20 protein-coding genes are annotated in these 23,205 nt (G+C 65.0%); 10 read left to right on the forward strand and 10 right to left on the reverse strand.

Annotated features, from left to right (window positions below; translation table 11 throughout):
• The first annotated feature begins 23 nt into the window (after positions 1-23).
• Positions 24-1,709: a dihydroxy-acid dehydratase gene (ilvD, locus tag NX784_RS21055; protein WP_258818656.1), complete on the forward strand. Its 1,686-nt coding sequence runs from the start codon at positions 24-26 to the stop codon at positions 1,707-1,709.
• A gap of 85 nt (positions 1,710-1,794) precedes the next feature.
• On the opposite strand, the gene NX784_RS21060 is transcribed toward ilvD, so the two are convergent.
• On the reverse strand, positions 1,795-2,019 hold the full coding sequence (locus NX784_RS21060; RefSeq protein WP_258818657.1) for a TIGR04438 family Trp-rich protein: 225 nt from the start codon (positions 2,017-2,019) through the stop codon (positions 1,795-1,797).
• 184 nt (positions 2,020-2,203) lie between these two features.
• Here NX784_RS21060 and NX784_RS21065 point away from each other — a divergent pair, with 184 nt between their 5' ends.
• Positions 2,204-2,518, forward strand: coding sequence for a c-type cytochrome (locus NX784_RS21065; protein ID WP_166858739.1), 315 nt, complete (start codon positions 2,204-2,206; stop codon positions 2,516-2,518).
• Between the two features lie 162 nt (positions 2,519-2,680).
• Here the strand turns inward: NX784_RS21065 and NX784_RS21070 are convergent, their stop codons facing one another.
• The 6 genes from NX784_RS21070 to folD form a co-directional block, all read right to left on the reverse strand.
• Positions 2,681-3,817 (reverse strand): branched-chain amino acid ABC transporter substrate-binding protein, encoded by a 1,137-nt coding sequence (locus NX784_RS21070; RefSeq protein WP_258818658.1) that lies wholly within the window; start codon positions 3,815-3,817, stop codon positions 2,681-2,683.
• Between the two features lie 177 nt (positions 3,818-3,994).
• Entirely contained in the window at positions 3,995-4,366 is a 372-nt protein-coding gene (locus tag NX784_RS21075; RefSeq protein WP_258818659.1) for a DUF2486 family protein, read from the reverse strand.
• Positions 4,363-4,788, reverse strand: a complete 426-nt coding sequence (locus NX784_RS21080; protein WP_258818660.1) for a DNA polymerase III subunit chi — start codon at positions 4,786-4,788, stop codon at positions 4,363-4,365. The genes NX784_RS21075 and NX784_RS21080 overlap by 4 nt, the downstream gene beginning before the upstream one ends.
• A 13-nt stretch (positions 4,789-4,801) precedes the next feature.
• On the reverse strand, positions 4,802-5,485 hold the full coding sequence (locus NX784_RS21085) for a glutaredoxin family protein (RefSeq protein WP_258818661.1): 684 nt from the start codon (positions 5,483-5,485) through the stop codon (positions 4,802-4,804).
• Between the two features lie 10 nt (positions 5,486-5,495).
• On the reverse strand, positions 5,496-7,598 hold the full coding sequence (locus NX784_RS21090; protein WP_258818662.1) for a M3 family metallopeptidase: 2,103 nt from the start codon (positions 7,596-7,598) through the stop codon (positions 5,496-5,498).
• A 62-nt stretch (positions 7,599-7,660) separates the two neighbouring features.
• Positions 7,661-8,518 carry a bifunctional methylenetetrahydrofolate dehydrogenase/methenyltetrahydrofolate cyclohydrolase FolD gene (gene folD, locus NX784_RS21095; RefSeq protein WP_258818663.1) on the reverse strand — a complete coding sequence of 286 codons (858 nt, stop codon included), beginning with the start codon at positions 8,516-8,518 and terminating at the stop codon, positions 7,661-7,663.
• 307 nt (positions 8,519-8,825) lie between these two features.
• Here folD and aceE point away from each other — a divergent pair, with 307 nt between their 5' ends.
• The 4 genes from aceE (at position 8,826) to NX784_RS21115 (ending at position 15,240) form a co-directional block, all read left to right on the forward strand.
• Positions 8,826-11,522 (forward strand): pyruvate dehydrogenase (acetyl-transferring), homodimeric type, encoded by a 2,697-nt coding sequence (gene aceE / locus NX784_RS21100; RefSeq protein WP_258818664.1) that lies wholly within the window; start codon positions 8,826-8,828, stop codon positions 11,520-11,522.
• 87 nt (positions 11,523-11,609) lie between these two features.
• On the forward strand, positions 11,610-12,938 hold the full coding sequence (gene aceF, locus NX784_RS21105; RefSeq protein ID WP_258818665.1) for a dihydrolipoyllysine-residue acetyltransferase: 1,329 nt from the start codon (positions 11,610-11,612) through the stop codon (positions 12,936-12,938).
• Positions 12,939-12,947: 9 nt separating this feature from the next.
• On the forward strand, positions 12,948-14,762 hold the full coding sequence (gene lpdA / locus NX784_RS21110; protein WP_258818666.1) for a dihydrolipoyl dehydrogenase: 1,815 nt from the start codon (positions 12,948-12,950) through the stop codon (positions 14,760-14,762).
• 133 nt (positions 14,763-14,895) lie between these two features.
• Positions 14,896-15,240 (forward strand): DUF1840 family protein, encoded by a 345-nt coding sequence (locus NX784_RS21115; protein WP_258818667.1) that lies wholly within the window; start codon positions 14,896-14,898, stop codon positions 15,238-15,240.
• A 1-nt stretch (position 15,241) separates the two neighbouring features.
• Here the strand turns inward: NX784_RS21115 and NX784_RS21120 are convergent, their stop codons facing one another.
• Positions 15,242-16,276: a S41 family peptidase gene (locus tag NX784_RS21120; RefSeq protein WP_258818668.1), complete on the reverse strand. Its 1,035-nt coding sequence runs from the start codon at positions 16,274-16,276 to the stop codon at positions 15,242-15,244.
• 231 nt (positions 16,277-16,507) lie between these two features.
• Between NX784_RS21120 and NX784_RS21125 the strand changes: the two genes are divergently transcribed.
• A complete protein-coding gene (locus tag NX784_RS21125) occupies positions 16,508-17,311 on the forward strand; it encodes a class I SAM-dependent methyltransferase (protein ID WP_258818669.1) in 804 nt (267 codons plus the stop codon).
• 69 nt (positions 17,312-17,380) lie between these two features.
• On the opposite strand, the gene NX784_RS21130 is transcribed toward NX784_RS21125, so the two are convergent.
• Positions 17,381-19,810 (reverse strand): discoidin domain-containing protein, encoded by a 2,430-nt coding sequence (locus NX784_RS21130; RefSeq protein ID WP_258818670.1) that lies wholly within the window; start codon positions 19,808-19,810, stop codon positions 17,381-17,383.
• A 536-nt stretch (positions 19,811-20,346) separates the two neighbouring features.
• Here NX784_RS21130 and NX784_RS21135 point away from each other — a divergent pair.
• Positions 20,347-20,901 carry a hypothetical protein gene (locus NX784_RS21135; RefSeq protein WP_258818671.1) on the forward strand — a complete coding sequence of 185 codons (555 nt, stop codon included), beginning with the start codon at positions 20,347-20,349 and terminating at the stop codon, positions 20,899-20,901.
• 24 nt (positions 20,902-20,925) lie between these two features.
• On the opposite strand, the gene NX784_RS21140 is transcribed toward NX784_RS21135, so the two are convergent.
• Positions 20,926-21,204, reverse strand: a complete 279-nt coding sequence (locus tag NX784_RS21140) for a hypothetical protein (protein WP_258818672.1) — start codon at positions 21,202-21,204, stop codon at positions 20,926-20,928.
• A 163-nt stretch (positions 21,205-21,367) separates the two neighbouring features.
• Here NX784_RS21140 and NX784_RS21145 point away from each other — a divergent pair, with 163 nt between their 5' ends.
• Both NX784_RS21145 and NX784_RS21150 read left to right on the forward strand, forming a co-directional pair.
• The gene (locus NX784_RS21145) at positions 21,368-22,246 is read left to right on the forward strand and encodes an NAD(P)-dependent oxidoreductase (RefSeq protein WP_258818673.1); all 879 of its coding nucleotides are present in this window, start codon (positions 21,368-21,370) and stop codon (positions 22,244-22,246) included.
• Positions 22,247-22,380: 134 nt separating this feature from the next.
• Complete coding sequence (locus tag NX784_RS21150) at positions 22,381-23,031, forward strand: CCXG family PEP-CTERM protein (protein ID WP_258818674.1); 651 nt, start codon at positions 22,381-22,383, stop codon at positions 23,029-23,031.
• The last annotated feature ends 174 nt before the right edge of the window (positions 23,032-23,205 follow it).

Genomic DNA, 23,205 nt, shown 5'->3' on the forward strand with positions numbered 1-23,205 from the left:
AATCGTCCCATCAGGAGCCGACCATGTCCGACCCAGCGCGCTACAACCGCCGTTCCCGCCACGTGACCGAAGGCGTCGCCCGCAGCCCGAACCGTTCGATGTACTACGCGATGGGTTATCAAAAGGCGGACTTCGACAAGCCGATGATCGGCGTCGCCAACGGCCATTCCACGATCACGCCGTGCAACGCCGGCCTGCAGAAACTGGCCGATGCGGCCATCGCCACGATCCGCGATGCGGGCGCGAATCCGCAGGTGTTCGGTACGCCGACGATTTCGGACGGCATGTCGATGGGCACGGAGGGCATGAAGTTCTCGCTGATCTCGCGCGAGGTGATCGCCGACTGCATCGAGACGTGCGTCAACGGCCAGTGGATGGATGGCGTCGTCGTGATCGGCGGCTGCGACAAGAACATGCCGGGCGGGATGATCGCGCTGGCGCGCACGAACGTCCCCGGCATCTACGTGTACGGCGGCACGATCAAGCCCGGGCACTGGAAGGGCAAGGACCTGACGATCGTCTCCGCGTTCGAAGCCGTCGGCGAATTCACGGCGGGGCGCATGACCCAGGAAGATTTCGACGGCATCGAGCGCAACGCCTGTCCGTCGTCCGGCTCGTGCGGCGGCATGTACACGGCGAACACGATGTCGTCGTCGTTCGAGGCGCTCGGCATGTCGCTGCTGTACTCGTCGACGATGGCCAATCCTGACGACGAGAAAACGGAGTCGGCGGCGGAGTCCGCGCGCGTGCTCGTGGAAGCCGTCAAGCTCGACCTGAAGCCGCGCGACATCATCACGCGACGATCCATCGAGAACGCTGTCGCCGTGATCATGGCGACCGGCGGCTCGACGAACGCCGTGCTGCACTACCTCGCCATCGCGCACGCGGCGGAAGTGGAGTGGACGATCGACGATTTCGAGACGATCCGCCGGAAGGTCCCCGTCATCTGCAATTTGAAGCCGTCGGGCGAGTACGTCGCGACGGACCTGCACCGCGCGGGTGGCATCCCGCAGGTCATGAAGTTGCTGCTGGATGCGGGCCTCCTGCACGGCGACTGCATCACCATCACCGGACGCACCCTGGCCGAGGAACTGGAACATGTGCCGTCCGCGCCGCCGGTAGGGCAGGATGTCATCCGGCCATTGGACCGCGCGCTGTACAAGGAAGGCCACCTCGCGATCTTGAAGGGCAATCTGTCGCCGGAAGGCTGCGTCGCGAAGATCTCGGGGCTGAAGAATCCCGTGATCACGGGGCCCGCGCGCGTGTTCGACGACGAGTACAGCGCGATGGACACGATCCTCGCCAACCAGATCAACCCGGGCGACGTGCTCGTGCTGCGCTACCTGGGACCGCGCGGCGGCCCCGGCATGCCGGAAATGCTGGCGCCGACGGCGGCGCTGATCGGCAAGGGCCTCGGTGAATCCGTCGGGCTGATCACGGACGGGCGGTTTTCCGGCGGCACCTGGGGCATGGTCGTCGGGCACGTGGCGCCGGAAGCGTTCGAGGGCGGCACGATCGCGCTCGTGCAGGAAGGCGATTCGATCACGATCGACGCGCACCGCCAGCTGATCCAGCTGAACGTCCCGGACGACGAGATCGCGTGCCGCCGCGCAGCCTGGGTGCGCCCGGCGCCGCGCTATACCAGCGGCGTGCTGGCCAAGTTCGCGGCACTGGCGCAGCCGGCCAGCAAGGGCGCCGTCACCTGCTGAACGGTTTCATACGCGCGGGGAACAGGCGCTATACGGCAGCTGGCATGTCCGATAACGAAGCGGGCGTGCTAAGCTGCCGGGCGCATCACTTGCGCTTTCCGAAGCTCTGCTTCACGCGGTCCTTGCGGCGTTTTTCGTCGAGGTCGTGGGCCTTGCGCTTGTCGAGTCCCAGCATCTTTTCGATGAATTCGAACCAGATGAAGGCGACGGCCATCAGGCCGACGATCCACCACCAGGACAGTTCGGCGAAGCGCCAGACCTCGAAATAACGCAGGGCCACAAGGGCAAGGATCAGGAGGATGAGAGGCATGGTATTCCTATGTGTATTGCTTTCCCGGACCATGTTACAACAATGATGCTGTGAAACAACGGATTCCTGCCATCCGGTCAACGGAAATATGTATCAGCCGTTACCGAATATGTCCACGCCGCCACAGGCGGGGAAACACGATAGAATCGGATTATTAGAAACGCCCCCAACTGGAGATTAGCTGATGAAACGTTCCCTGATGTTGTTTGTTGCTGTCGCTGCCGTCGCATCGACCAGCGCGTTCGCGCAGGACGCCGCCGCCCTGGCGAAATCGAAGAACTGCCTGGCGTGCCACGCCGTGCAGACCAAGCTGGTGGGCCCGGCGTACAAGGACGTCGCCGCCAAATACGCAGGCCAGAAGGATGCCGAAGGCAAGCTGGTCCAGAAGGTCATGAAGGGCGGCTCGGGCGTCTGGGGTCCGGTGCCGATGCCGGCCAACCCGCAGGTCAGCGAAGCGGAAGCCCATACGCTCGTGAAGTGGGTGCTGGCGCAGAAGTAATCTGCGACCGATGCAAAAAAAACGCGCCACTCGTGGCGCGTTTTTTGTAGGGTGGGCTGCTTGCCGCCCACGCGGTGATACGCAGCGGCGCCGATGCCGTGCACGTGATCGGAGCCACCAACAATCGCCGCGTGGACGGCGGAGCCGTCCACCCTACGTCGCTCAGCGGATGACGTCCAGCTTCGTGCGCTTGCCGCCCCGGTACGTGAACAAGGTCAGCGCGCCGTCCTTGATGTCGCCGTTGGCATCGAACTGGATCGTGCCGGTCACGCCCTCGTAGCGGATGTTCTTGAGGACCGGCAGGTACTTCGCGGGATCGGCCGAGCCGGCGTCGTGCATGGCCTTCGCCATCACCATCACGGAGTCGTAGACGTACGGCGCGTACAGCTGCACGTTCATGTTGAACTTCTGCTTGTAGCGCGCGCGGAAGTCGTCCATGACCTTTTCCTGCGGACCCTTGACGCCGCCCGCTTCCGCGCAATACACGTGGTTCTCGCCGAGGCCGTCGCCGGCCAGGCCGCCCAGCGCGTCCGTGCACATGCCGTCGCCGCCCATGAACACGGCGTTGATGCCGAGGGCTTTCATCTGCTTGAGCATCGGGCCCGCGACGGAGTCCATGCCGCCGAAGAAGATCAGGTCCGGCTTCTTCCCTTTGATCGACGTGAGGATCGCCGTGTAGTCGGTGGCCGTCGCGCTCGTGAATTCGCGGCCCACGACCTTGATGCCCGGCTTTTTCAGGCCCTTCGCGAATTCGTCCGCCACGCCCTGGCCGTAGGTGGTGCGGTCGTCGATGATGGCGATGTTCTTCGCGTGCAGCGTGTCGATCGCATACTTGCTCAGCGTCTTGCCCAGCTTGGCGTCGCTGGCGACGACGCGGAACGCGCCGGGGAAGTGCTGGGTTGTGTAGACGGGCGCCGTCGTGGCGGGCGAGATCTGCACGATGCCGGCGTCGTTGTAGATCCTCGACGCGGGCACCGTCGTGCCGGAATTCAGGTGGCCGATGACGCCGTTCACCTTCGCGTCGACGAGTTTCTGTGCGACCGCAGTGCCCTGCTTGGGATCGGCGCCGTCGTCCTCGGAAATCAGCTGCAACGTGGCCTTCTTGCCGTTCAGCGTGAAGCCTTTCGCGTTGAGCTCGTCGATCGCCATGCGCGCGGCGTTCTCGTTGTCCTTGCCGAGGTGGGCGCTGGGGCCGGAAATCGGCGCGACGTGGCCGATCTTGACGACTTGCTGCGCGCCGGCCGTGCCCGCGAAGGCGAGGGCGATGGCGAAGGGGATGAGTTTCGTAGTGACCTGCATGTTCTCTCCAAGATGGAATAGGGCAGCTTGCGGAATAGGGCAGCTTGTTGCCGCGTGTTGTGTGCGCAAGGCAAAGTTACCTGAAATTGCCGCCGGCGCAAAGTGTTCCGGACGAGAGACACGGCATTGCACGCCGATGGCGCGGCAGGTTTACGAATGATGCGCCGAACGGTGCGCTCAGTCGCGCGTGCGCAGGTGCGCCAGTTCCTGCGCGACGGCGCGCGCGACGACCTGTTCGACCGTCACCTGCAACCCGTCGCGCAGTTCCGTCGCCAGCCGCGTCACGACGGCGTCCAGCACGGGCGCCATGCCCGTACGGACCTGGTCTTCAAGCACCAGTTCCACGCGGTCCTGCAGGCGGTCGAGCACGCGCGCGACGAGACGTTCCTCGAGCGCGCGCCAGGCCTCGTCGTCGAGTTCGCGCGGCGCGGTGCCGTCTTCGACCTTGGCTTCGGCCTGCGGGGCGGGCGCTTCGGGCGCCGGCGCGGTCTCGGCCACGACCTCGGTCAGGACGGGAATGCTTGCGTCGTTGAAGGGAATGTCGCTCATGACTGGCCCGCCACGAAGTGGGTCAATTGATAGGACTGCTTCTTGTACGCGACGTAGCGCGCGCGGCCGGCGGCGGCGTCTTCCTCATCCGTCGAGATGATCTCGAACACGCGCGCGAACCGCTCGAAGCCGGCCGGCGTGCGGCGCGTGAGGTTCACGAGCATGTCGCGGTGCGGCAGCTCGGCGTTCTCGTCGACCGTGACGATGACGGGCGTTTCCGGCGCGAGCGGATCGCCGGCCATCACGTGCGGGATGAAGTCGGTGCCGGACAAGGTCCACAGCGCCTCGTTCAGGGCTTCGGCCTGGGCCGGGCTGTCGGCCAGCAGGACGAGCTTCGCGCGCGCCGCGTACGCCTTGCGCGCGAGACGGCACACGTAGCTGAGCTTGTCGGGGATGTTGGTATGGAAGTCGATCCGGGTCATGGCGGTCGGGTCATCAGAACTGGAAATCCGGCTTGGACGGCTTCGGCGCCGGCGGCGTGGGCGGCTGGCGCGGCTGTTGCCGCTCCGCTTGCGCCGCGGCCGCATCGGGCGCGGGCGCCGGTGGCTCATGGGGCGGCGGTGCCGGCAGGGCGGCTGGTGCGGCTGCTTCGGCGGTCCCGGTCTGGTAGCCGGGCGGCAGCATCGTCTTGCGGGGGTATGACGCGGAATCGAGCGCTTCGTTCCACGTGTCGGCCGCAAAGCCCGTCACCTGGCGGCTGCCGACGACGAGCAGCGGCAGCTCGTCCTTGCCGCCGATGCGGTGCAGCTGCTGCTGGTCTTCGGCCGTCGTCACGGTCTTTTCCGCGAACGGGATGCCGCGCGCGCGCAGCAGGGCGCGGCCCTGGTCGCAGGCGCCGCAGCGCGTCGTCGTGTACAACGTGACGGGATGGCTGCGCACGGCGCGCGCGAGTTCGTACGGCAGCGCGGGCGCCACGTCCGGCTGGTTGTCCGGGCGCAGCGCCTTGGCCTGGCCCGTCGGCGGCGGCCTGTCGCTGTAGTGGATGACGCCGGCGGCATCCTTCCACTTGTACATCTGCCCCTGCGCGGCGGCGGCGCCGGCGGCGAGGACGAGCAGCGCGGCGCACAGGCGCGCACCGGCGCGCCGTCGTCGTCCGCCCGCTGCGTTCATCCGTTCCATGCCGTCGTGCTCAGGACTGCATCCCGTTGTGACGGAGCAGCGCGTCGATCTTGGGCTCGCGGCCGCGGAAGGCCTTGAACGATTCGAGCGCCGGGCGCGAACCGCCCACGGCCAGGATCTCGCGGTGGAAGCGCTTGCCCGTCTCGTCGAGCAGCGATCCGCCGCCCGCTTCGACGGCTTCCTCGAACGCGGCATACGCGTCCGCCGACAGCACCTCGGCCCATTTGTAGCTGTAGTAGCCGGCCGCGTAACCGCCCGCGAAGATGTGGCCGAACGAATGCTGGAAGCGGTTGAACGACGGCGGGATCAGCACGGAGAACTTGGTGCGCACCTCGTCGACGAGGTCCTGCACGGTCTTCTGGCTGGTCGGGTCGAAGTCGTAGTGCAGGTGCATGTCGATCAGCGAGAACTCGACCTGGCGCAGCGTCTGCATCCCGGACTGGAAGTTCTTCGCCGCGAGCATCTTGTCGTACAGCGCGCGCGGCAGCGGCTCGCCCGTCTTCACGTGCGCCGTCATGCCTTGCAGGACGTCCCACTCCCAGCAGAAGTTTTCCATGAATTGCGACGGCAGCTCGACGGCATCCCATTCGACGCCCGAAATGCCCGAGACGGACAGCTCGTCCACTTCCGTCAGCATGTGGTGCAGGCCGTGGCCGAATTCGTGGAAGAGGGTGGTGACTTCGTCGTGCGTAAACAGCGACGGCTGCAGCTTGCCGTCGACTTCCGCCGGCGGCGTGAAGTTGCAGGTGAGGTAGGCGATCGGCGTCTGGACGATGCCGCCCGTCGTCAGGCGACGGCCGCGCGCGTCGTCCATCCACGCGCCCTGGCCTTTGCCCGGCCGCGCGTACAGGTCCAGATAGAACTGGCCGATCAGTTGCCCGTTCTTTTCGATGCGATAGAAGCGCACGTCCGGATGCCAGACGGGCGCGTCGTCCGGCGAAATCGTCACGTCGAACAGTTTGGAGATCAGGCCGAACAGGCCTGCGACGACCTTCGGCTCCGGGAAGTACTCTTTGACTTCCTGCGCGGAGAACGCATAGCGTTTTTCGCGCAGTTTTTCCGATGCGTACGCGACGTCCCACGCCTGCATGTCGGCGATGCCCAGTTCGTCCATCGCGAACGCGCGCAGCTCGGCGAGGTCCTTCTCGGCGTACGGGCGCGCGCGGCGCGCGAGGTCTTCCAGGAACTCGATCACGTGTTCCGGCGTCTCGGCCATCTTCGGTTCCAGCGAGACGTGCGCGAAGCTCTGGAAGTCGAGCAGCTTCGCTTCCTCGTCGCGCAGTTTCAGGAGCTGGGCGATATTGCCCGTGTTGTCCCATTTCTCCAGCTCGGAGAACACGGCGCCCATCTCGGACGCCTTGGTGGCGTTGGCGCGGTAGATCTGTTCGCGCAGGTCGCGCTTGTCGGCGAATTGCAGGATCGGGAAGTACGAGGGGAAGTGCAGGCTGAATTGCCAGCCCGTCTTGCTTTGGCCGGCAGTGCCGGCCCGTTCCGCCGCCGCGCGGGCGGCGGCCTTCACGTCGTCCGGCAGGCCGGCCAGGTCGGCTTCGTCGGCGACGAGCAATTTAAAGTCGTTGGTCGCGTCGAGCACGTTTTCCGAGAAGCGCGTGGACAGCTTGGCCTGCTCTTCCTGGATCTCGGCGAAGCGTTCCTTCTGCTTTTCCGGCAGCTCGGCGCCGCCCAGGCGGAAGTCGCGCAGGGCGTTCTCGACGATGCGCTTGCGCGCCGGCGCCAGGTTCGCGAAGTCGGCGCTCGCGCGCAGTTGCTTGTATTTGTCGAACAGCGCCTCGTTCTGGCCCAGCTCCGTCCAGAACTCGGTGATCTTCGGCTGGTTCTCGTTGTAGGTAACGCGGAGCTCGGGCGTGTCCATCACGTGGTTCAGGTGGTTGACGATGCCCCAGGCGCGGCCCAGGCGTTCCGTCGCTTCCTCGAGCGGGACGACGAAGTTGTCCCACGTGACCGGGCCGTCGGCCGGTGCCTCGGCCTTCGTCACGGCGGTGCGCGCTTCCGCGATCAGCTGCTCGATCGCGGGCGTCACGTGCTCGGGACGGATCAGGTCGAAGCGGGGCAGGCCCGAAAAGTCGAGGAGGGGATTGGTCGTTTCGGTCGTCATGGTTCGCTTCCTTGTGTATTCAATCTCACCGCCATCTTACCCGGGCCGGCCATTTCGGGCATTTATGAATGCTTCGCCACGCGCTCTGCCGACTCCAGCGTATTCATGAGCAGCATCGTGATGGTCATCGGACCCACGCCACCCGGCACCGGCGTGATGTGGCCGGCGACTTCCTTGACGCTGTCGAAGTCGACGTCGCCGCACAGCTTGCCCTCGTCGTTGCGGTTGATGCCCACGTCGATGACGATGGCGCCCGGTTTGACCATGTCGCCCGTCAGCGTGTTGCGGCGGCCGACGGCGGCGACGACGACGTCCGCCTGGCGCGTGTGGTAGCCCAGGTCCGGCGTACCGCTGTGGCAGATGGTGACGGTGGCGTTCTGTTGCAAGAGCAGCAGCGCCATCGGCTTGCCGACCGTGTTGCTGCGGCCGATGACGACGGCGTGCTTGCCGCGCAGGCTGACGCCGGTCGTCTCGATCAGCTTCATGCAGCCGTACGGCGTGCACGGGCGGAAGCCTTCCAGGCCGGTCATCAGTTCGCCGGCGGACAGCACCGAGTAGCCGTCCACGTCCTTCGTCGTGGCGATCGCCTCGATGACTTTCGACGGGTCGATGTGCTTCGGCAGCGGCATCTGCACGAGGATGCCGTGGATGGCCGGGTCCGCGTTCAGCGCGGCGATGCGGTCCAACAGCGCCTGCTCGGAGAAATCGGCCTCGTATTTTTCCAGCACCGAATGGAAGCCCACGTCGCCGCACGCCTTGACCTTGTTGCGCACGTAGACGTGGCTGGCAGGATCGTCGCCGACGATGATCACGGCCAGGCCGGGCTTGTGGCCGGCGGCCGTGAGGGCGGCGGTGCGGGCGGCGATGTCGGCGCGCAGTTGTTGGGAAAGTTTGACTCCATCGATCAGTTGGGCAGGCATGGCGGGGGCTCGTGTGCTGGACAAAAACGAAATTATAAGCGCCACGAGGTATCAAGCGGGGTATCGCGCGCCGCTCGGCGGCGTTCGTTGTCATATTTATAGACGCGCCTGCAGTGGGCAGCGGCAACAAAGTCATGCCCGCGGCATATGATCTTTCCGCATTATGAAATCGAATATCATATTTTGAAAATTGGCTGCTCCACTGGTAGAATCGACACGCTTTATTCAAGGGATAGTCTTTTCGCCACCAAACGTCCGTGACGAATTTCAGGATCGGGTGGGGCACCACACTCAAGGAGACGTAGCAATGTCAGCTCAACTCGACCAGTTGACGGCACAAGCCGCCAACGACCCGGATACGCTCGAGACCAAGGAATGGCTCGACGCGCTTGAAGCGGTCATCGAATTCGAAGGTACCGATCGCGCGCACTACCTGCTGGAGCGCCTGGTCGATCTGGCGCGCCGCCGCGGCGCCCACGTTCCGTTCTCGAGCAACACCGCCTACGTGAACACGATTCCGGCCCACCTGGAAGCGCACTGCCCCGGCAACCTGGAATACGAAGAGCGCCTGCGCTCGTGGATGCGCTGGAACGCGATGGCGATGGTCGTCAAGGCCAACCGCCTGGATGGCGACCTCGGTGGCCACATCTCGTCGTTCGCCTCGCTGGCGAACATGCTGGGCATCGGCTTCAACCACTTCTGGCACGCCGAGTCCGAAGACCACGGCGGCGACCTGCTGTACATCCAGGGCCACTCGTCGCCCGGCATCTACGCCCGCGCGTTCCTGGAAGGCCGCCTGTCCGAAGAGCAGCTGCTGAACTTCCGCCAGGAAGTCGACGGCAAGGGCCTCTCGTCGTATCCGCACCCGAAACTGATGCCGGACTTCTGGCAGTTCCCGACCGTGTCGATGGGCCTGGGCCCGATCATGGCAATCTACCAGGCGCGCTTCCTGAAGTACCTGGAAGCCCGCGGCATCGCCAAGACCGACAACCGCAAGGTCTGGGTCTTCTGCGGCGACGGCGAGATGGACGAGCCGGAATCGATGGGCGCGATCGGCATGGCCGCGCGCGAAAAGCTCGACAACCTCGTCATGGTCGTCAACTGCAACCTGCAGCGCCTGGACGGTCCGGTGCGCGGCAACGGCAAGATCATCCAGGAACTCGAAGCGGACTTCCGCGGCGCCGGCTGGAACGTCGTCAAGGTCATCTGGGGCCCGGGCTGGGACGACCTGCTGGCCAAGGACAAGGACGGCATCCTGCAGCGCGTGATGATGGAAACCGTCGACGGCGAATACCAGAACTACAAGGCGAAGGACGGCGCGTACGTGCGCAAGCACTTCTTCGGCAAGCACCCCGAGCTGCTGAAGATGGTCGCGAACATGACCGACGACGACATCTGGCGCCTGACCCGCGGCGGCCACGACCCGCACAAGATCTACGCGGCCTTCAAGAACGCCCAGGAAAACAAGGGCACGCCGACCGTGCTGCTCGTGAAGACCGTCAAGGGCTTCGGCATGGGCAAGTCGGGCGAGGCGCGCAACACGGCGCACCAGACCAAGAAGCTGGACGACGAGGCCATCCGCGAAATGCGCGACCGCTTCGCCATCCCGATCCCGGACGACAAGCTGGCCGAGATCCCGTTCTTCAAGCCGTCCGACGACGCGCCTGAAATGAAATACCTGCACGAGCGCCGCAAGGCCCTGGGCGGCTACCTGCCGCAGCGTCGCCAGCAGGCCGACGAGAAGCTGCCGGTCCCGCCGCTGTCGACCTTCAAGGCCGTCACCGACCCGACCGCGGCCGGCCGCGAGATCTCGACGACGCAAGCGTATGTCCGTACCTTGACCACGCTGCTGAAGGACCAGAACCTGGGCCAGCGCATCGTCCCGATCCTCGTCGACGAATCGCGTACGTTCGGCATGGAAGGCCTGTTCCGCCAGATCGGCATCTTCAACCAGGAAGGCCAGCTGTACGAACCGGTCGACAAGGACCAGGTGATGTACTACCGCGAAGACAAGGCGGGCCAGATCCTGCAAGAGGGTATCAACGAAGCGGGCGGCATGTGCTCGTGGATTGCCGCGGCGACGTCGTACTCGACGAACAACCGCGTGATGATCCCGTTCTACACGTACTACTCGATGTTCGGCCTGCAGCGCGTCGGTGACCTGGCCTGGCTGGCCGGCGACATCCGTGCCCGCGGCTTCCTGATGGCCGGTACGGCCGGCCGCACGACGCTGAACGGCGAAGGCCTGCAGCACGAAGATGGCCACAGCCACGTGTTCGCGGCGACCATCCCGACCTGCGTCCCGTACGACCCGACGTATGCGCACGAAGTGGCGGTGATCATCCAGAACGGCCTGCACCGCATGGTGGAGAAGCAGGAGGATGTGTTCTACTACATCACCATCATGAACGAGAACTACGAGCAGCCGGGCCTGAAGGAAGGCCAGGAAGAGGGCATCATCAAGGGCATGTACCTGCTCCAGCCGGGCGACAAGGATGCCAAGCTGCGCGTGCAGCTGATGGGCTCCGGCACGATCCTGCGCGAGTCCGTGTTCGCCGCCGAGCTGCTGAAGAACGACTGGGGCGTCGCCGCCGACGTGTGGTCGTGCCCGTCGCTCACGCTGCTGGCCCGCGACGGCCAGGACGCCGACCGCTGGAACCTCGTGCATCCGACCGAAGCACCGCGTGTGCCGTACGTGACCCAGCTGCTGCAGGGTTCCGAAGGCCCGATCGTCGCGACGACCGACTACATGCGCCTGTTCGCCGAGCAGATCCGCGCGTACATCCCGAGCGGCCGCACGTACAAGGTGCTGGGTACCGACGGCTTCGGCCGCTCGGACACCCGCGCCAAGCTGCGCGAGTTCTTCGAGGTGAACCGTCACTACATCACGGTCGCCGCGCTGAAATCGCTGGCCGAAGAAGGCAAGATCGACGCGAAGGTGGTGGCGGACGCGATCGCCAAGTACGGCATCGATCCGAACAAGCCGAATCCTGTGACCCAGTAATGCTCTAAGCCCGTTGCCCCCGCCGGATCGTCTTCCGGGCGGGGGCAACGTATGATTGAGCTGACAATAATACGGAGCTAACACACTATGAGCATTGTGGAAGTCAAAGTCCCCGATATCGGCGACTTCAAGGAAGTCGAAGTCATCGAACTGATGGTCAAGCCGGGTGACTCGATCAAGGTCGACCAGTCGCTGATCACGGTCGAATCGGACAAGGCCAGCATGGAGATCCCGTCGAGCCATGCGGGCGTCGTGAAGGAATTGAAGGTCAAGGTCGGCGACAAGGTTGCCGAAGGTTCGCTCGTGCTGCTGCTCGAGGAAGCTGCCGGCGGCGCGGAAGCTGCGCCTGCTCCGGCCGCCGCCGCACCGGCACCGGCACCGGCGCCGGCCGCAGCGCCGGCACCTGCTCCGGCACCTGCCGCCGCACCGGCTGCGGCCCCGGCTCCAGCCGCTGCACCGGCCGCCGCCGCTGCACCCGCCGCGAGCTTCGCGACGGCCCACGCGTCGCCGTCCGTGCGCAAGTTCGCGCGCGAACTGGGCGTCGACCTGAACAAGGTGAAGGGTTCCGGTCCGAAGGGCCGCATCACCCAGCAGGACGTGCAGGGCTTCGTGAAGTCGGCGCTGGCCGCCGGCCCGACCGCAGCACCGGCAGGTGCGGGTGGCGGCGCAGGCCTGAACCTGCTGCCATGGCCGTCGCTGGACTTCTCCAAGTTCGGCGAGACGGAAGCGCTGCCGCTGTCGCGCATCAAGAAGATCTCCGGCCCGAACCTGCACCGCAACTGGGTCATGATCCCGCACGTGACGCAGTTCGAAGAAGCCGACGTCACCGACCTGGAAGACCTGCGCGTCGAATCGAACGCCGCGTACGCGAAAGCCAAGTCGCCGGTCAAACTGACGATGCTCGCGTTCGTGATCAAGGCGTCCGTCGCCGCGCTGAAGAAGTTCCCGAACTTTAACGCGTCGCTCGACGAAGCCAACGGCCAGCTGATCCTCAAGAAGTACTACAACATCGGCTTCGCGGCCGACACGCCGAACGGCCTCGTGGTCCCCGTCATCAAGGACGCCGACAAGAAGTCCGTGTCGCAGATCGCCACCGAGATGGGCGAGCTGTCCGCCCAGGCGCGCGAAGGCAAGCTGTCGCCGGCGAACATGCAGGGCGCGACCTTCACGATCTCGTCGCTGGGCGGCCTGGGTGGTACGGCGTTCACGCCGATCATCAACGCACCGGAAGTCGCGATCCTGGGTCTCTCCAAGTCCTCGATGAAACCGGTATGGGACGGCAAGGCCTTCCAGCCGCGCCTGATGCTGCCGCTGTCGCTGTCGTTCGATCACCGCGTGATCGACGGTGCCGCCGGCGCCCGCTTCACGACCTACCTGGCCGATGTCCTGGCCGACCTGCGCAAGACGCTGCTGTAAGGAGAGCCCATGAGCACCGTTGAAGTCAAAGTCCCGAATATCGGCGATTTCAAGGAAGTCGAAATCATCGAGCTGATGGTCAAACCCGGCGACACGATCAAGGTCGACCAGTCGCTCGTCACCGTTGAATCGGACAAGGCCAGCATGGAGATCCCGTCGACGCATGCGGGCGTCGTGCAGGAACTGAAGGTCAAGGTCGGCGACAAGGTGAGCGAAGGCTCGCTGCTGCTGACCCTCGACGAGGCCGGCGCGGGCGCCGGCGCGGCGCCGGCTGCCGCACCTGCACCTGCCGCGGCACCCGCTGCTCCGGCAGCAGCCGCTCCGGCGCCTGCCGCAGCACCCGCCGCACCGGCAGCACCGGCAGCACCGATCCCGAACGCGGCCAGCTACAGCGGCCCCGTCGACATCGAATGCGAGATGATGGTGCTGGGCGCCGGCCCCGGCGGCTACTCGGCCGCGTTCCGCTCGGCCGACCTGGGCATGAACACCGTCCTCGTCGAGAAGTACGCGACGTTGGGCGGCGTGTGCCTGAACGTGGGCTGCATTCCGTCCAAGGCACTGCTGCACGTGGCGCACATCATGGACGAGACGGCGCACATGGCCGACATCGGCGTGTCGTTCGCGAAGCCGGACGTCGACATCGACAAGCTGCGCGCGTACAAGGACAAGGTCATCAAGACGATGACGGGTGGCCTGGCCGGCATGGCCAAGTCGCGCAAGGTCAACGTCGTGCAGGGCGTGGGTAAATTCCTGAGCCCGAACCACATCGAGGTGACGGGTGCCGATGGCGCGAAGAAGGTCGTCGCGTTCCAGAAGGCGATCATCGCGGCCGGTTCGGCCGTGGTGAAACTGCCGTTCGTGCCGGAAGATCCGCGCATCGTCGACTCCACCGGCGCGCTGGAACTGCGCCAGGTGCCGAAGCGCATGCTCGTCATCGGCGGCGGCATCATCGGCCTCGAGATGGCGACCGTGTACTCCACGTTGGGTGCGCGTATCGACGTCGTCGAGATGATGGATGGCCTGATGCAGGGCGCGGACCGCGAGGCCGTCAAGGTCTGGCAGAAATTCAACGCGCACCGCTTCGACAACATCATGTTGAAGACGAAGACCGTCGGCGTGGAAGCGCTGCCGGAAGGGATCAAGGTCACGTTCGAAGCCGCTGAGGCGGGCCAGCCGGCACCGGAAGCGCAGGTCTACGACCTCGTGCTGGTGGCCGTGGGCCGCAGCCCGAACGGCAAGAAGATCGGCGCGGAAGCTGCCGGCGTGTCGGTCACCGACCGCGGCTTCATCCCGGTCGATAGCCAGATGCGCACGAACGTGCCGCACATCTTCGCCATCGGCGACCTCGTGGGCCAGCCGATGCTGGCGCACAAGGCCGTGCATGAAGCCCACGTCGCCGCGGAAGCCGCGCACGGCGAGAAGGCCTTCTTCGATGCGAAGGTGATCCCGTCGGTCGCGTACACCGACCCGGAAGTGGCATGGGTCGGCCTGACGGAAGACGAAGCGAAAGCGAAGGGCATCAAGATCGAGAAGGGCCACTTCCCGTGGGCCGCCTCGGGCCGCGCCGTCGCCAACGGCCGTTCGGAAGGCTTCACGAAGCTGCTGTTCGACGCCGAGACGCACCGCATCATTGGCGGCACGATCGTCGGCACGAGCGCCGGCGACATGATCGGCGAAGTCGCGCTGGCCATCGAGATGGGCGCGGATGGCGTGGACATCGGCAAGACGATCCACCCGCACCCGACGCTGGGCGAATCGATCGGCATGGCGGCGGAGGCCTACGAAGGCGTCTGCACCGACTTGCCGCCGCCGCGCAAGCGCTGATCTCTGCGTGCTGCAAAAAACCGGGACCGCGTGTCCCGGTTTTTTTGTTTACGACGGCTCAATTTTTACGAATTTTTTGCAGGTATCTCACTAGACTGGTCCTGTCTGAAAACGCCATTCAAGAGGTGATGCCATGCTCGTAAAATTCAAATCGAAAGCCGCTGCCGATGTCCTGATGCTCGACCGTCATGCGCAAAAGGTGCTTGCGCCGTTCGGCAAGAGCACTGCCAACGGCTATTTTTCTGCCGGCGAACTGGACGACGTGATCGGCGTTCTTGAAGCGACGACGGTGGACAGCAAACAGCATGCGCCGACACAAGCCCTGGCGCAGGACGTCGAATTGCACCACGCCACCGAAGGCGTCAGTCATTTTCCCCAGGTCCAGGAAGCTGTCGATTTCGGGGCGCATTTGTTTCCGCTGCTGGAAATGATGCGGGCGGCGCGACGCACGGCCAGCGTCGTCACTTGGAATATCTGATTCAGTTCGTGCCCTTGAGCCGGCGTTGCAGCATGTCCTTCGCCACCGCAAGCGCCTGGTCTGGCGTCGCTGCGATATCGGGTATGACACCCACGCCCTCCCAGTTGGTGTGGGTGATGGGACTGATGGTGCGCGCACTGGGGATCGCGGCGAAGAAGTGGTCGCCAAGACGGAAGGGACGGGTGGGGTGGGCGCCGCCCCAGGTCCGCTCGCCGATCAGCGTGGCGCGTTTCAATGTCTGCATCGTGTACGCGAAGTCTTCGCCGGCCGACATCGTGCCGGGGCCCGTCAGGATCAGGACCGGCTTCTTGCCGCCATAGCGCTTGCCGTCCAGCCGATCGGCCGTCCAGTGCGGCGTGGAGACGCCGGTATCGCGCTCCCAGATGTCGTTGAGGCGCGTACGCTCGTCGACGAAATAGCTGACCAGCAGAGCCACGCCGTCCGGTGTGCCGCCGTGGTTGTTGCGCAGGTCGACGATGAGGCCATCGGTGTCGGCGAGCTTGTCCATCGCTGCCGCGTATTTTGCGGCCACGAGGAAGGGCGGCGGGAAGCCGGAAAGGTCGAGGTAGCCGATCCTGGGGGCCAGGTGATCGACTTTTTCCACGCCGAGACTGGACGCGAGGATACGCTTGCGTATGTCAGGCGGCGCGAGGCGTTCCCACTCGGCCAGCGTCGTGGGTCGCGGCCCGACTTCACGGTCGGGCGGCACGAGCCCGGGGTCGAACCCTACCATCAGGTGCTTGTCATGAACGACGCCGGCGACATCTTCCGTGAGCTGGCTCGCCAGCTGTTCGCCACCCGTGATTCCATCGTACTTGCCCTCGCGCTGGCGCTGGCGCAGGACCGCTTCGACCTGTTTGGCCTTGTCGGGAAAGACATAGTGCTCGTTTAGTCTTGCCACGAGCGTATCGATCGCCTGCGCGCGCATCGCGCTGTCGACGGCAACCTTGGGCTGCGGTTCGGGTTCGGGCGCGGCGGCATGGGCGCCGAGCACGGCGAGCAGCAAACACGGTACGACGATCCATTTCTTGTTCATTTTTTTTCCTTTGGCGGTTGGAAGGAAGTGATTACTTCATCACATCAGTAATGAGGTGGAATCAGGGTAGCATAAATATTTCTAATTATTGGTAATCTCTTTGACAATCAACCGGCCTGCATTACGGCGCTGCACGGCTTGCCGATATTGACTTGACGACAACTAGGGGGTGGCTGATGATTGCCGGCCGGCACGGCATGACGCCGCTGCCATCGACTTGGAGACGACACAATGAAACGATCCATCCTGGCCGCTGGCCTGCTGGCGGCCGGCCTCGCGCAGGCCGCCGAGAAGGCCGATGATGCCCAGCTGCGTGCGGCAATCGCCGGCAGCCATCGGAGCAGCAAAAACGTGGCGCGCGACCAGTGGCGCCATCCGTATGAAACCCTGACGTTCTTCGGCATCAAGCCGAACATGACCGTGGTCGAGCTGACGCCCGGTGGCGGCTGGTACACCGATATCCTCGCACCCTATCTGCGCGACAACGGCAAGCTGATCGCTGCCGATGCGGCATACGACCCGTCGCGCGGCCCCATCGTGGCTTTCAAGAAGAAGCTGGACGCCAACCCGGCGGTCTTCGGCAAGGTCGTGCAGGGCGTATTCGAGCCGCCGTCGACCTACCACTTCGCGGCGCCGGGCAGCGTCGACATGGTGGTCACCTTCCGCAACCTGCACAACTGGATCGAGGAGGGCGGCGACGAGGAGCTCAAGGGCGTGTTCAAGGCCGTCTACACGAGCCTGAAGCCGGGCGGCGTGCTGGGCGTCGAAGAACATCGCCTGCCGGAAGCGATGCCGCAGGACGCGAAGGCCTCGAGCGGTTATGTGCACGAGTCCTACGTGATCAGGATGGCGGAAAGCGTCGGCTTCAAGCTGGCCGCGATATCCGACGTCAACGCCAACCCGAAGGACAAGGCCGACCACAAGGGCGGCGTGTGGGCGCTGCCGCCGACTTTGACCAACCGCGACGAGGACCGCGACAAATACCTGGCGATCGGCGAGAGCGACCGCATGACGCTCAAGTTCGTGAAGCCATGAACGACGGTGCTCGCTGCGTCGTAAAAACCAGGACACGCGTGTCCTGGTTTTTTTATGCCGATCGCATCGTCACGGCTTCGCCGCGTACAACCCGAGCTCGGCCAGCGTCGTGAAGGTGCTGTCGCCGTTATTGGACGTGATGTTGAGCCGGTACCAGCGATACGCGCCCGGATTCGCGACCGTGTAGCTGTGCATCTGGATGCGGTACGGGAACGCCTGGCCGCTTTGCGTGTCGAGCGTGGTCCAGTTGACGCCGTCGTTCGAGCCCTGGAACTGCCAGTCCTTCGGATCGCGCCCGATCAGGTCGGTGGAGCTGATGACCGTGTAGCGCTGCACGGTCTCCGTGTGGCCGAGGTCATACTGCAGCCAGCCCATCACGCCCTTGTAGAACCAGTACGACCCCGAGTTCTGGTCGAAGACGTACTTGGCGTTGGCCGGGTTGTTGGCACTGTCGTTCGGGGTGCCGCCGGTGGCGACGTTCACCAGCGGATGCAGCGGCGTGGCGCTTGCTTCGGTCGCGTTGCCGCTCGTGCCGGCGGCGTTCGTCGCCGTGACGGTGTAGTAGTAGGTCGTGCCGTTGGCCACCGTCGTGTCGATGTAGCTGCCGCCCGTGACGTTCGATGCGACGGTCGTGTACGGGCCGCCGCTGGACGTGGCGCGCAGGACCGCGTAGCTGGTGGCGCCGGATGACTGCTGCCAGCGCAGCGGGACGGCGCCGTCGCCCGGCTCGGCCAGCAGCGTCGCGGGGGCGGCGGGGATGGCCGCCGGCGCGCCGCCATCGCCGCCCGTGATCTGGACGTTGCTGAAGATGGACGTATTCAGCGTGCCGTTGGCATGCGAGACGACCGCCAGGCCTGCATAGATCGTGTCGGGAAGCGGACCGTCGATGCGTCCGACGTCGGTCGCGGCCCAGTTGGTGCCATCGGGCGACACGTAACCCGTGATCATGTTCCCGATGCGCTCGAGCTTCACCCAATACGAGGGCACGGTGTTCGCGATGGAAAGGGCCTTGTTGCCGTAGTTCGTGCCGCCGTACACCGCGAGATTCGGCATGTTCTGCTCGACCTTGACCTGGTTCGTCACCAGCATCGTGGCGCGCGGGGCGCCCTGGGCCAGGCTGGTGCGCATCATCACGCCCGCCTTGGCGTACGGGCTCGTATTCTGGATGGACTCGACCTTCGCGATGATGGCGCCGTCGCCGGTGAGCGCCTGGTAGGCGAAGTGGCCGCTGTCGGCCGTGCCCCAGCTGTCGGCACCTGCGCCCACGACGGTCCACGTGCCGTTGGCGTACGACGACGTGCCGGCCGGCGCCGCGCCGCCGATATCGGTATCGGACAAGCCCGACGTGATCGAGGCCGTCGCGGGAATCGCGAGTGCCGGCGGGGGCGTTGCCGTGGAGGTGTCGACGTCCTTCAGGAACATGAAGCTGGTACTGTCCACCGGCATCCAGAGGCGCCGCTGCGCGATATACGGGGCCTGCATGCCCTTGCGGACGACGTAGGCGCCGTAAATCTGGTTGAGGACGACGTTGCCGCCGCCCCATCCGCCCCATCCGCGGTTCGTATTGTCGGCGGTGTAGTAGGCATCGGTCGTGCCGAACGGGAGGAACGGCGTGGGCGCGAGCTCGTTCACGCGCGCGAAGTACTCACCGGCCGCCAGCAGGCGGTTGTCGAAATCGGAGTAGACGTCGATGCCTTGCTTCCACAGCGCCTCGGCGAGCATCGTCAGCGACTTGAGCTGGCCGTGGGCGTGTCCCTGGTCGCGCAGCGAGTCGCCGAGCATGCCGATGTCGTTCGAGCTGCGCAGCCCGATGTGGGCCAGCGTGCGGGTCTGGGCGACGACCCGGTTCAGCGTGTCGGCGTCGTCGTTGAAGATGGCCATCAAGCCGAGGGCGTTCAGCGCGAGCGCGCCCTTGTTGGCGGCGCCGAACATGTTCTCGCCGTAGGGGTTCGATGCCGGCATCAGCACGTTGGCGAAATAGGCTTTCACGGTGGCCGTGTCGGCATCCGTCCACTCGTTCCACGTGCCGCGCAGGATGTCCGCGCCGCCCACGAACGCGTAAGCGTAGTCGCCCAGGTCGAGCATCGACTCGCGGCCCGAGAACTGGGTCTGCGTGGTGGCCCACGCCATCAGGATGTCGTGCGCCTTCTTCGCGTACTCCCGGTTGCCCGTGAAATACCACATCCGCGCCAGGTTCCAGATCGCGACCATGTCGTTGCGCCATGGCCAGAGATTCAGGTCGGGGGCGCGGCTCACGGTCGCGTACGGGCCCGCCATGCCGTAGGTGAGCTTGGCCTTGCCGTCGTTCGCCAACTGATCGTAGGCCGATTTCCACGGCTGCCTGCCCTGGTCGACGTACGACTTGACCGTCTGGAGATCGGAGAGGGTCAGCGGCGTGCCCGGATGCGCGAAGCCGGTGGTCTGCGCGGCGCCGTAACCCGGGAGTAGGGCTGTGCTCAACGCCATCAGCGCAGCGGCGACGCCGGTTGGCTTGAACATGCGGGTCTTCGCTCGGATCTTCGTGGACGAATCTTTGGAACTGGTTTTCATCGGTACCCTTCGTTAATAAACATCACTCGCCGGCACGTCAATTGTGACTGCCGCGACAACATTCTTGGCAATACGTCATCGCGTGCCGGGACCGTCACGTTCAAGGGCGTTCGGGCGTCCCCGTCGCCTTGCGCGTAGCCTGGTCTCGAAACGAGGAATTTGTTCGAGCATCAAACTGTTAAATTATGGCAGTCATATTGCCGGACGGCAATAGATTTCGTATGCATAAATATTGAGTAGAATTAATCTAGCATTAATGCAAATGACGCCGCATTCCGTTTGACATTAACGGGAGCGGCTCTGGCAGTCTTCCTTCGGCACACGCCGCGTCCATGCGCGTGATGCCACCGTCCAGCACCCGGATCGCGCCGTCCGTCGCAAACCGCGAGCCGACGGGGAACGGCTTCCGCTATCGTGATCCCGCTGACCAAACACGGGACGATCGAACGACGTCCGCCACCTTCGACCGGTTTTTTGGAAATGACATGAACATGATCCGCGCCATCCTGTGCACCACCGCGCTTCTGGCGATCGCGACCTGCACCCACGCCCGTTCACCCGATGACAGCCGTCACGGTGCGAGCATCACGATCGATGACAAGGACGGCCCCGAGCGCGTCGTCGCGCGCCAGCGGCCGGCCTCCGGGAAGCCGCGCCTGGTGTCGACGAACCAATGGTCGGAAATGATGTTGAAGGACGAGACGGTGTACCTGCAGCTGACCGACTACGGCATGAAGCAGGTCATGGAACCGCAGGACGCGCACGACAAGGACGAGGGCTTCCTCGGCAGCGTGCTGAAGACGATGGCGCTCAGCGGCGTGAAGCAGGTCCTCGACCACGGCCTGGCGCTGTCGCTGGTCGACACGCGGTCCGCGCTGGTGCGCGATGGCGAGGTCGTGTTCGTCACGTGCAAGGGCAAAGAAGTGTTCAACCAGGTCAAGATCAATGACCAGGTACTAAAGTATCCGCAGGCGAGCGCCGAGGAATTCGTGAGCAACGTCAACCGGCTGCGGGCGACGCTGCCGGCGTGCCGGCCCTGAGCCGACACGCCGCATCGCCGTCGATCAGGCCCGGCGCCGCATGCGTCCGGTGCGCGCAAAACCGTCGAGGACGTGCGCGGGCAGCATCTTGACCATGCCGTGCAGGACGAGCGGCACGAGCACGAGCTCATCGACGGCGCCGATGACGGGCAACGCGAAATTCAACGGCTCGACGGCGAACAGCGCCAGCCCCGCCAGCCCGGGCAACAACCACCCGGGCCGGTTCTCGTGCCGGAGGGCGAACCACAGCAGGCGCAGGTCCTGGCCGGCGACGACGCGCCACAATGCAACGATGCGTTTCATGGCTTCCCTCCATGGGTTGGGTTTCGGTGCCCCCTACATGGGTCGCCTGGGCCTGAACACAATGGAAAATAGGCAAGCCGTCCGAAAAAGAGGTGAGCCGAACGGGTGGCGGCGAACGTCGGCAATTGCTGGTCTAATAGCCTTTTGACCAAGGAGCCAATCCATGAGCATCGCATTCATCGGCCTCGGCAGCATGGGCCACCACATGGCCGCCAACCTGCTGCGCTCCGGCCACCCCGTGCACGTGTGGAACCGCAGCCCGGAACCCGTGCAGGCGCTGGCCGCGCTGGGCGCAAAGCCGGCTGCGACGCCCGCCGAGTGCGGCATCGCCGACGTCGTCTTCACCATGCTCGCGGACGACGACGCGACGCGCGCCGTGCTGCAAGGCGGCGGCGTGCTGGACGCGATGGCGCCCGGCAGCATCCACGTCAACATGGCCACCGTCTCCGTTGCGTTCGCGCGCGAGATGGCGGCGCTGCACGTCGAACGCGGCATCGGCTACGTTGCCGCGCCCGTGCTGGGCCGCGTCGACGTGGCGGCAGCGGGCAAGCTGAACATCCTCGCAGGCGGCAGCGACGAATTGATCGCGCGCGTGCAGCCGCTGTTCAACCTGATGGGACAAAAGACGTGGCGCTTCGGCAGCGAACCGGCGCAGGCGAACGCCGTCAAGCTCGCGTGCAACCTGATGCTCGCATGCGCGATCGAGGCGACGGGCGAGGGCACCGCGCTCGCACGCTCGCACGGCGTGCCGGCCGCGGATTTCATCGACCTCGTCACGAGCACGCTGTTCGCCGGCTCGCCCGTCTACAAGGGCTACGGCGGGATGATCGCCGAAGAGCGTTATTCGCCGGCCGGCTTCAAGTTGTCGCTGGGCCTGAAAGACGTACGCCTCGCGGTGGAGGCGGGCCGGGACAGGGGGCTGCCGCTCGCGTTCGGTTCCACGTTGCAGGCGACGTTGCAGGATGCCGTCGCACAGGGTGACGCCGACCTCGACCTGGCGGCGCTGGGCAAGCATGTCGCGCGGCAGGGCAGGCTCGGGTAAGGCGCCAGTATCGTCGAGTGTTGTGCCGTATTGACGGTAAATAAAATAATTGCAACAAACATTCATTTTTGTAATGAAAAAGTTCTTTATGGAATGGTATATTGACATATATCAAACATTTCAAGGAACCCAGCATGAAAGTCCGCTCCACAGCCTGCGCAGCGCTGCTCGCCTGCCTCACCCTCGACGCCAACGCCAGCGTCATCACCCTGCAGGTCGCGACCGGCCCCGTGGGCACGCAGACGAGTGCCGCCGCGTACAAGGCGGCGGTCGATGCCGACATTGCCAACCCTGCCGGCTACAAAGGCAGCAAGGCCGTGGCAACCTACGACAACGTGACGGTCAAGAATTATTTCGGCGCGCTAAGCAACTACGCGTTCGAGGCGACGATCGATTTCGGCGTCACGTCCGCGCAGGCCGGCACCTGGAATTTCCGTACCGGCGTCGATTTCGGCTACGGCGGCGCGCTGTTCATCGACGGCGTCGCGCTTGGCTACAATTCGCACGACATGTGGTGGGCCAATAACTATGGCACGGTGAACGGCAGCCTGACCGGTTCGGCCGTCCTGGCGGCCGGCAACCACGAGTTCAAGATCTACGGGATGGAAGCGTGCTGCGACGGCAACCAGCAGGCGCAGTTCAAGGCGGCGAACGCCGCCGCGTTCAAGACGTTCGCCGGCAACGACACGCTGAACGCCGTGCCGGAACCGATCAGCATCGCGACGTTCGGCCTGGGCGCCGGCGCCATGGCCCTCATCCGCCGCCGTCGCCGCAAGTCGGCTTGATTCGGGAACGGCCGACCTCGGCCTGGCGGCGCCGGGCAGGCACGTCGCGCGACAGGGCAAGCTGGGCTGACCCGGCGGCGCACTGACGCGCCCGAATTCACGCGATTTTAACCATCTCGTGTATTTTGGAAAGATTTTCACGGCGGGCGGCCCCGTACAATGTCCGGATTTCAA

Source organism: Massilia pinisoli, assembly GCF_024753285.1.
Taxonomy (GTDB): domain Bacteria; phylum Pseudomonadota; class Gammaproteobacteria; order Burkholderiales; family Burkholderiaceae_D; genus Telluria; species Telluria pinisoli.

Excerpts from the sequence above, each read along its gene's own strand:
- NX784_RS21150 (WP_258818674.1), top strand. The coding sequence starts at position 22,381 with ATGAAAGTCCGCTCCACAGCCTGCGCAGCGCTGCTCGCCTGCCTCACC.
- NX784_RS21120 (WP_258818668.1), bottom strand. The coding sequence starts at position 16,276 with ATGAACAAGAAATGGATCGTCGTACCGTGTTTGCTGCTCGCCGTGCTC.
- NX784_RS21130 (WP_258818670.1), bottom strand. The coding sequence starts at position 19,810 with ATGTTCAAGCCAACCGGCGTCGCCGCTGCGCTGATGGCGTTGAGCACA.
- aceE (WP_258818664.1), top strand. The coding sequence starts at position 8,826 with ATGTCAGCTCAACTCGACCAGTTGACGGCACAAGCCGCCAACGACCCG.
- NX784_RS21140 (WP_258818672.1), bottom strand. The coding sequence starts at position 21,204 with ATGAAACGCATCGTTGCATTGTGGCGCGTCGTCGCCGGCCAGGACCTG.
- lpdA (WP_258818666.1), top strand. The coding sequence starts at position 12,948 with ATGAGCACCGTTGAAGTCAAAGTCCCGAATATCGGCGATTTCAAGGAA.
- NX784_RS21085 (WP_258818661.1), bottom strand. The coding sequence starts at position 5,485 with ATGGAACGGATGAACGCAGCGGGCGGACGACGACGGCGCGCCGGTGCG.
- ilvD (WP_258818656.1), top strand. The coding sequence starts at position 24 with ATGTCCGACCCAGCGCGCTACAACCGCCGTTCCCGCCACGTGACCGAA.
- NX784_RS21075 (WP_258818659.1), bottom strand. The coding sequence starts at position 4,366 with ATGAGCGACATTCCCTTCAACGACGCAAGCATTCCCGTCCTGACCGAG.
- NX784_RS21070 (WP_258818658.1), bottom strand. The coding sequence starts at position 3,817 with ATGCAGGTCACTACGAAACTCATCCCCTTCGCCATCGCCCTCGCCTTC.
- aceF (WP_258818665.1), top strand. The coding sequence starts at position 11,610 with ATGAGCATTGTGGAAGTCAAAGTCCCCGATATCGGCGACTTCAAGGAA.
- NX784_RS21080 (WP_258818660.1), bottom strand. The coding sequence starts at position 4,788 with ATGACCCGGATCGACTTCCATACCAACATCCCCGACAAGCTCAGCTAC.
- NX784_RS21125 (WP_258818669.1), top strand. The coding sequence starts at position 16,508 with ATGAAACGATCCATCCTGGCCGCTGGCCTGCTGGCGGCCGGCCTCGCG.
- NX784_RS21145 (WP_258818673.1), top strand. The coding sequence starts at position 21,368 with ATGAGCATCGCATTCATCGGCCTCGGCAGCATGGGCCACCACATGGCC.
- NX784_RS21115 (WP_258818667.1), top strand. The coding sequence starts at position 14,896 with ATGCTCGTAAAATTCAAATCGAAAGCCGCTGCCGATGTCCTGATGCTC.
- NX784_RS21060 (WP_258818657.1), bottom strand. The coding sequence starts at position 2,019 with ATGCCTCTCATCCTCCTGATCCTTGCCCTTGTGGCCCTGCGTTATTTC.
- folD (WP_258818663.1), bottom strand. The coding sequence starts at position 8,518 with ATGCCTGCCCAACTGATCGATGGAGTCAAACTTTCCCAACAACTGCGC.
- NX784_RS21090 (WP_258818662.1), bottom strand. The coding sequence starts at position 7,598 with ATGACGACCGAAACGACCAATCCCCTCCTCGACTTTTCGGGCCTGCCC.
- NX784_RS21065 (WP_166858739.1), top strand. The coding sequence starts at position 2,204 with ATGAAACGTTCCCTGATGTTGTTTGTTGCTGTCGCTGCCGTCGCATCG.
- NX784_RS21135 (WP_258818671.1), top strand. The coding sequence starts at position 20,347 with ATGAACATGATCCGCGCCATCCTGTGCACCACCGCGCTTCTGGCGATC.